Source organism: Pseudomonas sp. 2822-17 (genome assembly GCF_002742485.1).
GTDB lineage: Bacteria > Pseudomonadota > Gammaproteobacteria > Pseudomonadales > Pseudomonadaceae > Aquipseudomonas > Aquipseudomonas cyclaminis.
In genome coordinates this window covers 1-231 of record NZ_LJRZ01000060.1, presented here as the reverse complement: position 1 = coordinate 231, position 231 = coordinate 1, and the positions used below count along the sequence as shown (strand labels likewise).

Here is a 231-nt window from a genome sequence, read left to right as displayed (position 1 = left end):
GATAAGGATTACGCACATTAGTTTCCAATAACGCTTCAACTTCTTTAGTAGATAAAATTTTTGGTATACGTTTGTACTCCTTCGGTCTTTCAATATGTAGCGTTGGATCATTCTTATATATTGATTCCCTTAATAAATATTGGTGAAACGCCTTAATAGAAGACGCAGTTCTAGCCATGGTTGACTCTGCTTTACCCTGATCTTTAAGATAAAATAGGTATTGCTTAATAT

Annotated in this window: 1 protein-coding gene; it reads right to left on the bottom strand. The window is 33.3% G+C overall.

The window, feature by feature from the left end:
• On the bottom strand, positions 1 to 229 hold a 229-nt coding region (locus tag AOA60_RS34245), incomplete at its 3' end, for a site-specific integrase (protein ID WP_368731542.1).
• Between the last annotated feature and the right edge of the window lie 2 nt (positions 230 to 231).